This is a genomic window from Streptomyces mexicanus (assembly GCF_902506575.1).
Taxonomy (GTDB): domain Bacteria; phylum Actinomycetota; class Actinomycetes; order Streptomycetales; family Streptomycetaceae; genus Streptomyces; species Streptomyces mexicanus.
In genome coordinates, this window is record NZ_LR732610.1 from 1 (window position 1) to 3,904 (window position 3,904).

At 73.4% G+C, this 3,904-nt stretch carries 2 protein-coding genes, 1 pseudogene and 1 riboswitch; all 3 genes and pseudogenes read left to right on the forward strand.

All coding sequences use genetic code 11. The features are described 5' to 3' along the window. The first annotated feature begins 128 nt into the window (after positions 1-128). A riboswitch (TPP riboswitch) is annotated at positions 129-224 on the forward strand. Further along, entirely contained in the window at positions 214-1,614 is a 1,401-nt protein-coding gene (locus tag GV126_RS33325; protein WP_159674828.1) for a purine-cytosine permease family protein, read from the forward strand. Its footprint overlaps the riboswitch before it by 11 nt. Positions 1,615-1,800: 186 nt before the next feature. After that, a complete protein-coding gene (locus GV126_RS33330) occupies positions 1,801-3,390 on the forward strand; it encodes an APC family permease (RefSeq protein WP_159674830.1) in 1,590 nt (529 codons plus the stop codon). A gap of 214 nt (positions 3,391-3,604) precedes the next feature. Further along, positions 3,605-3,904: pseudogene (locus GV126_RS33335) on the forward strand (hypothetical protein); the annotation flags it as partial.

A 3,904-nucleotide genomic window follows, 5' to 3' on the forward strand; every position in this document is an offset into this window, starting at 1 on the left:
CGCCCGCGCCCGCCAGATGTACAAACGCCCCCCCCCCCCCCCCCCCCCCCCCCCCCCCCCCCCCGTCCCCCCCCCCCGCCCCGGCCCCGCCTGCCGGGCCACCCGCCGGTCCGGGCTATCCTGGCGCGTACCTGGACACGGGGTGCCCTCACGTGAGGGCTGAGATCACACCCGTCGAACCTGAACCAGTTAGGACTGGCGGAGGGATGTCGCATGTCGTTGCCGTATGCCCGCAGTGAGGCCGCGGGCGGTGGTCCGCAGCACGCCTTCGACGGGCGGATGCCGGCGGCGCCCGGTGATCTGCGGATGGAAGCGCGGGGCATCGCGCCGGTGCCCGAGGACGCCCGCTACGGCAGCCCGGCACGGCTGTTCACCGTCTGGTTCGCCCCCAACCTCACCATGACCGGCGTGTTCACCGGCACCGTCGGCATCGCCCTCGGGCTCGACTTCCCCACCGCGCTGGCCGCCGTGGTGCTCGGCACCCTGCTGGGCGCGGTGCCGGTCGCCTACCTGGGCACGTGGGGCCCCCAGACCGGCGCGGCGCAGATGCCGCTGGCCCGGCTGGCCTTCGGCCGGGCCGTGGCCGTGCCGGGCGCGCTGCAGTGGCTCTCCTCCATCGCCTGGGACGCGCTGATCGGCCTGTTCGGCGGGGACGCGCTGGCCCAGCTGTGCGGCTGGCCGTTCTGGCTGGGTGTGCTGGTGATGATGGCCGCGCAAGGCGGCCTCGGCGTCCTGGGATACGAGGCGATCCACCGGTTGCAGACGGGGATGACCTTCGCGCTGGCCGCCGCGTTCGTGCTGCTGGCGGGGAAACTGGCGGGCGGCACGCACCCGGCGCCGGCGGTGGCCGCGCACGGCGCGGACCGGGCCGGCGCGTTCGTCCTGACCTGCACCGTCGCGCTGAGCCTCGCGGTGTCCTGGGCGCCCTACGCCAGTGACTTCAGCCGGTACCTGCCGCGGACCGCCTCCCGCCCCCGCATGTTCTGGTGCACCCTGCTCGGTGTCGGCGTGTCGTTCGTGGCGGTACAGGCGCTCGGTCTGTGGGGAGCCGCCGAGTTCACCGACCAGACCGCCCGCGGCGTCGACCACCTGCTCGGCGGCGGCGCGCTGGGGGCGTTCGGGCTGCTCGCGGTGGCGCTCGCGGCTCTGTGCAGCAACGCCATGAACGACTACAGCGGCTCGCTGGCGCTGCAGACCGTGGGCGTGCGCCTGCCGCGGCCGGCCGCCGCGGCGTTCGCCGCGGTCCTCGGCTTCCCGCTGGTGCTGTGGATGCACGCGGCCGACACCACCGCCCGCTTCCAGAATGTTCTGCTCTTCGTCGGGTACTGGATCCCGGCGTTCGTCGCGATCGTGGTGGTGGACTGGGTGGTGCGGGCGCGGGCCCGGGGCGGCCGCCCGGTCGGCCTCGCAGCGGAGGCGGCCCGGCCCCAGCCGTGGTGGCCGGCCCTCACCGCGTTCGTCGTCGCCTTCGCCGTGGCGGTGCCGTTCATGGACACCGGCCTGTACGTGGGCCCGGTCGCCCGTGCCCTGCACGGCGCCGACCTCGCCTACCCGGTGGCGTTCGTCGCGGCCCTGCTCGTCTACGCGCCGGTGCGCGCACGGCGCCGGGTCTGAGCCCCCCGCTACGCTCCTGGTGCGCGTACGACGAGGACGCGCGTGCACACCTGTGGCGAGACACGCGTGCGCAGGCACGACGAGGGCACGTGTGCGGACACGTGAGACAAACGCGTGTCGGACGAACGACGAGGACGAGGACGAGGAGGCGGCAGCGTGCCGCAGGAGCAGTCGGCCGGCCGGGAGATGGTCCCGGAGGCCCGGGCGCAGGAACGCCGGCTCCGCCGGGACCTGGGGTTCTGGGGACTGACGGCGATCGCGTTCTCCAACATCGTGGGCTCGGGGTGGCTGTTCGCCGCGATGTACGCGGCGCAGACGGCCGGACCGGCGTCGCTGCTGTCGTGGGTGGGCGCGGGGCTGCTGTGCGTGCTGGTGGCCCTGGTGATGATCGAGCTGGGCGCGTCCCGGCCGGAGGGCGGCGGCACGGTCCGCTGGCCGCTGTACGCCTCGGGTCGTCTGGTCGGCACGCTGATCGGCTGGTCGGTGCTGCTGTCGGTGGGCGGCACCGCGGCCGAGATCAGCGCGATCATGCAGTATGCCGGGCACTATCTCCCGGGTCTCTACCACGGCGGCTCGCTTACGGTGACCGGTCTGGGTGTGGCGGCGGCGCTGAGCGTGGTACTGACGGTGCTGAACTGGTTCGCGGTGCGGCTGTTCGCCCGGCTGAACAACCTGCTGACCTTGTTCAAGGTCGCGGTACCGGTCGTCACGGTGGTGGCGCTGCTGGCCTCCGGGTGGCACACCGGGCGCCTCACCGACCACGGCGGGTTCGCGCCGTACGGGTACGCCGCCTGCCTGTCGGCGCTGGCCGGCGGCGGCATCGTGTACTCGGTGAACGGTTTCCAGGCGCCGCTGGACTTCTCCGGCGAGACCCGCAGTCCGCGGCGCACCGTGCCCGCCGCGGTGCTGGCCGGGATCGGCCTGGCCGTGGCGATGTACCTGGCGCTGCAGGTCGCGTTCGTGTTCGCGGTGCCCGACAGCGCGCTCGGGCACGGCTGGCGGGGCGTGAACTTCGACTCGCCGTTCGGGCAGTTGGCGCTGCTGCTCAACCTGCACTGGCTGTCGGCGCTGCTGTACGCGGACGCCGTCGTCTCGCCGGGCGGATCGGCCTACGTCGGTGTCGCGCTGGACGCCCGGCACACCTACGCGCTGGCGAAGAACGGCACCCTGCCGCGCTGGTTCATGGCGGTGGAGCGGCGCTCGGGCATCCCCCGCCGGGCCCTGGTGCTGAACCTGGCGGTGATCCTGGTGTTCCTGCTGCCGTTCGGCGGCTGGCAGGACATCGTGAGCGTCATGGGGGACATGTACCTGCTCACCTACGCGGCCTGCGCGGTGGCCGCCGCCGTGTTCCTGGCCGCCCCGGGCAGCCGGACCGCCGGGTGGGTGCCGGGCCTGCGCTGGATCGCCCCGGTGAGTTTCGTGGTCTCCGCCGAGTTCGTGTACTGGTCGGGGTGGCACGACCTGCGGCTGGCGCTGCCCCTGGTGCTGGCCGGACTGCTGGTGTTCCTCGCCATGCAGCGCACCACCGGGCAGGGCCGGCCGCTCGCCGCGGAACTGGGCACGGGAGCGTGGCTGGTGGTGTTCCTCGTGGTGCTCACACTGCTGTCCTGGCTCGGTTCCTTCGGCGGCTCCACACGGCTCCCGGCGCCGTGGGACTCGCTGACGGTGGCGGCGTTCGCCGTCGCGGTCTTCTTCTGGGCGGTGCGCTCGGGCAGCCGCGCGCAAGGTGAGGGGGCGTCAGGGGATCGCCGCCCGCCGATCACCCGTCAGAACTAAAAGGCACTCAATCCGTTCTTCCGACTGTCGGCTGATGCGTCATCAGCCGTTTCTCGGGCGCGGCGTGCGGCTGCGGATACCCCGATCGGCCCTCCGGGAGCAGCACTTCCGATCCGCCCGAAATGACAGTGATGGGGGGTCTGAGTACGTTCGGTCACACGTCGGCCGTCACAGCCGGCCACGCTCCGACTCCCGGACCAGGAGAGGCAGTGCCATGCCCAAGACCCGTTCCTACGCGTTCAACACGAGCGTCGCGACGGCGGCGGCCCTGACCGCGGCCGGCATCACCTACGCCATGACCACCCCCGCGCCCGAGGTCCCGATGACCCCGGCCGCCGCGCGGCAGGCTCCCGCACAGGCGCCCCTGGGCGGTGACACCGGCAAGGACGACGCCGGCAGGGACACCGAGGGCGGCGACCACGGCGGCGGGAGAGAGGGGCACCACGACCGCCACGACCACGACGAGGGCTGGATCCAGATCAACGAGCGGTCCTACTACGCCCACCCCGGCGGG